Genomic DNA, 4,151 nt, shown 5'->3' with positions numbered 1-4,151 from the left:
GCGCATAATCGTGATACATCACCCCCGCGAACACACCCGTACGACTCCCCCGCAACCCCGAAGGATCAATCCCCGCACGCTCGAACGCCTCCCACGACGCCTCGAGCAACAACCGCTGCTGCGGGTCGATCGCCAGGGCCTCGCGGGGCGAGATCCCGAAGAACGCCGGGTCGAACTCGGCGGCCGTCTCCAGGAAGCCGCCATGCCGTGTGTAGCTGGTGCCGGGGTGGTCCGGGTCGGGGTGATACAGCCGCTCGACATCCCAACCACGGTCCGTCGGAAAGGCGTTGATGGCGTCGGCCTCGTCCGCGACAAGCCGCCACAGCTCCTCGGGCGACGCCACGCCACCCGGGAAACGACACGCCATCCCCACGATCGCGATCGGCTCGTCATCGACGAGCGTGGCCGTCGCCGCCGCGAGCGCGGGCGTGGCCTCGCCGACGAGGTCGGCGAGCAGCTGGTCGGCGAGGTCGGCCGAGGTCGGGTGGTCGAATATCAGGGTCGCGGGCAGGCGCAGGCCGGTCGCCGCGTTGAGGCGGTTCCGCAGCTCCAACGCGCTCAACGAGTCAAAACCCAGGTCGGTGAAAGCCCGTTCGGGATCCACATCCGCCGGGCCGCTATGCCCGAGGACGGCGGCCACCTGGCGGCGCACGAGGTCGAGCAGCGTGCGGGCCCGCTCGGCCTCCGGCAGGGTGGCGAGGTGGGCCGCCATGCCGTCCTCGACGACGCGCCGGGCGCGGCCGCGCACCAGGCCGCGCAGCACCGGCGCCACCTCGGCCCCGCGCAGCGCGGCCAGATCGAGACGCATCGGCACGAGCAGCGGGAGGTCGATGCCGACGGCGGTGTCGAACAGCCGCAGGCCCTCGTCATCGGGCAACGCCTCACCGGTGTTCCGGCCCGACATCCCCGTGGCCCACTGCCCCCACGCCAACGACTGGGCAGGCAAGCCGAGTTCACGACGGTGGCGGGCGAGCGCGTCGAGGAACGCGTTGGCCGCCGCGTAGTTGCCCTGACCCGCGTTGCCGAACACCCCGGCCGCAGAGGAGAACACCACAAAGCGGCGGAGATCGCGCTCGGCGGTCAGCTCGTGCAGGTTCCAGGCGCCGTCCACCTTCGGGCGCAACACCGCGCTGACCCGCTCCGGCGTCAACGACGCCACCACGCCGTCGTCCAGCACACCCGCGACATGGACGACGGAGTCGATCCGGACGCGGTCAAGGAGCGCGGCAAGGGCGTCGCGGTCGGCGGCGTCACAGGCCACGGCTTCGAAGTCGACGCCGTTGGCGGTGAGTTCGGCGGCCACCTCGGGGGCGACCGTGCCGCGTCGGCTGGCCAGGACGAGATGGCGCACGCCGTGTTCCGCGGCGAGGTGGGTGGCGACCAAGCCGCCGAGCCCGCCTGAGGCGCCGGTGACCAGGACGGTGCCGCCCCAACCGGTGTCCTCGGCCTCGGCCTCGCCGATCGGGACGCGGGTCAGGCGGGGAACGGACAACCCCCCGTCCCGCACCGCGACATGACCCTCACCGGCCGCCAACGCACCCGCAACAAGCTCCGCCGACACCTCATCCGGCGAACCCTCGACCAACAGAAAACGCCCCGGCTCCTCCGACCACGCCGAACGCACCAGACCCGCCACCGCGGCACCCACCAGATCCCCAGGCCGCACCACCACAGCCAAAGGACCCGAACGCTCCCCCCGCAACAACCCCACCACACGCACCACCTCCGCATGCGTGTCGGGGATGACGGAGCCGTCCTTGGCGGCACCGGCGACGACAATCTCCGTGCCCGCGACGGGGGTTGCCTCGGGAAGCGGGTGGGGCGTCCAGGTGACCTGGAACAGCGACTCGTGGTGGCCGGTGCGCAGGGCGCCCGGCTGAAGCTGGCGCAGCACGAGTGACTCGACGGTGGCCACGGGGGCGCCCGAGGTGTCGGCGAGCGTGAGTGTCACCGCGTCGCTGCCCCCGGCCGCCGCCACGCGCACGCGGAGGGAGGTCGCCCCCTCGGCGGTCAGGGAGACGCCGCTCCAGGCGAATGGGAGATAGCCGGTGCCGCCGACGAACTCGCCGAGGCCGATGGCGTGCAGGGCGGAGTCGAGAAGCACCGGATGCAGCCCGAAGCCCGCCGCCTCATCCACGGCGACCTCGGCGAACACCTCATCCCCACGACGCCACGCCGCCCGAAGCCCCTGGAACGCCGGACCATACTCCAAACCCTCGTAGAACCCACCCAGCTCAACCGCCACCGCACCCGAAGGAGGCCACTCGACCAACCCCTCACCCACCACCCCACCGGACGACGACGCCAGCACACCACTCGCATGCCGCGTCCACACCTCGTCGTCCTCGGGGCGGGAGTAGAGCCGCACGGTCCTCCGGCCGCCGTCGTCGGCGAGGGATCCCACCGTCAACTGGACGGCGACGCCGCCGCGTTCGGGGAGGACGAGCGGCGCTTCGAGGGTCAGCTCATCGACCAGGTCACAGCCCACCTGGTCACCCGCGCGCAGCACCAGCTCGACCATGGCGGCGCCGGGCAGCAGAACGGTTCCGGAGATCACGTGGTCGGCCAGCCAGGGGTGCTCATCGAGCGAGACCCGTCCCGTGAACACCGTGGCGTCGCTCTCGGCCAGGCCGACGACGGCGCCGAGCAGCGGGTGGTCGGCGGCGGCGAGGCCGACGGCCGTCACATCGCCGGTGCGGTGGGTCGCCACCGTGGGCCAGTAGCGGTCGCGCAGGAAGGCATACGTGGGAACGTCGGCCAGCCGAGCGCCCTTCAGCAGCTCGGGCCAGCGAGCGCCGGAACGAGCGGCGGCGGCAAGGGCGTTGTCCACCTCGGGCCGTCCGGAGCGGAGCAGCGGAACGCCCTCGACCATCGCCGACAGCACGCCGTCGGGGCCGATCTCGAGGAAGGTGCCGACGCCCTGGGCGCGCAGCGACTCGACCGCGTCATGGAAGCGGACCGCGTCGCGAACGTGGCGGACCCAGTACTCGGCGTCCACGCTCTCCGGCTGGCCAGCGATGGGGAGTTGGGCCGGGCGGAACGTCAACGACTCGGCCACCGACCGGAACTCATCCAGCATCGGATCCATCAGGTGCGAGTGGAACGCATGGCTCACCCGCAGCCGCTTGTGCTTCCACCGCCGGGCCAGCTCGACCACCGCGTCCTCGTCGCCCGAAAGCACCACGGAATCCGGACCGTTGACCGCCGCCAGGTCGACCCCCTCGACCAACAGCGGCAGCACCTCCGCCTCCGGGGCCTGCACCGCCACCATCGCGCCGCCCTCGGGCAGCGCACCCATCAGGCGACCGCGCGCGGCGACCAACGTGCACGCGTCGTCAAGGGACAGCACCCCCGCGACATGCGCGGCGGCGATCTCGCCGATCGAGTGACCGGCGAGGAAGTCAGGCCGCACACCCCAGGATTCGACCAGCCGGAAGAGAGCGACCTCGACCGCGAACAGGGCCACCTGGGCGTACTCGGTCCGGTTGAGCAGGTCCGCGTCCTCCCCGAACACCACATCGCGCACCGGGAGTTCAAAGCGCGCGCACACCGCGTCGAACGCCTCCGCGTACACCGGGAACGCCCCATACAACTCCCGGCCCATCCCGAGCCGTTGACTCCCCTGCCCCGAGAACAGGAACGCGAGACGGCCGGGGGCGGGACGTGCGGGCGCCGTTCCGTCGGCGACCTCGGCGAGTCCGGCCAGCAGCCGGTCGCGGTCCTGGCCCGCGACCACGGCGCGATGCTCCCACGAGGGCCGAGACAGCAGGGTGTGCGCGATGTCGTTGAGCGGAACGTCGGGCCGCTCGGTGACAAACGCCCGGAGCTGCTCGGCCTGTTGGCGCAGGGACTCCTCGGTGCGGGCCGACAGGGTCCAGGGGGCCACCACGGCGGGCGCGGGGCGTTCGGCGGGCTCGTCGGTGAGCGGCTGCTCGATGATGGTGTGGGCGTTGGTGCCGCTGATCCCGAACGAGGAAATGCCCGCCCGGCGCGGACCGTCGGCCTCCCACGCCCGAGCCTCGGACAGCAACTCCACCGCGCCCGCCGACCAGTCGACATGCGACGACGGAGCATCAGCGTGCAGCGAACGCGGCAACACCCCATGCCGCATCGCCATCACCATCTTGATCACACCCGCCACCCCGGCGGCG

Annotated in this window: 1 protein-coding gene; it reads right to left on the bottom strand. The window is 72.2% G+C overall.

Annotated features, from left to right (window positions below; genetic code table 11):
• A partial coding sequence (locus D7318_RS32185; RefSeq protein WP_120700788.1) for a type I polyketide synthase occupies nt 1–4,151 on the bottom strand: 4,151 nt, incomplete at both ends.

The organism is Streptomyces radicis, from assembly GCF_003626575.1.
Taxonomy (GTDB): Bacteria; Actinomycetota; Actinomycetes; order Streptomycetales; family Streptomycetaceae; genus Streptomyces; species Streptomyces radicis.
Note: the sequence above shows the minus strand (reverse complement) of the source record. Positions and strands in the feature narration are given on the sequence as shown.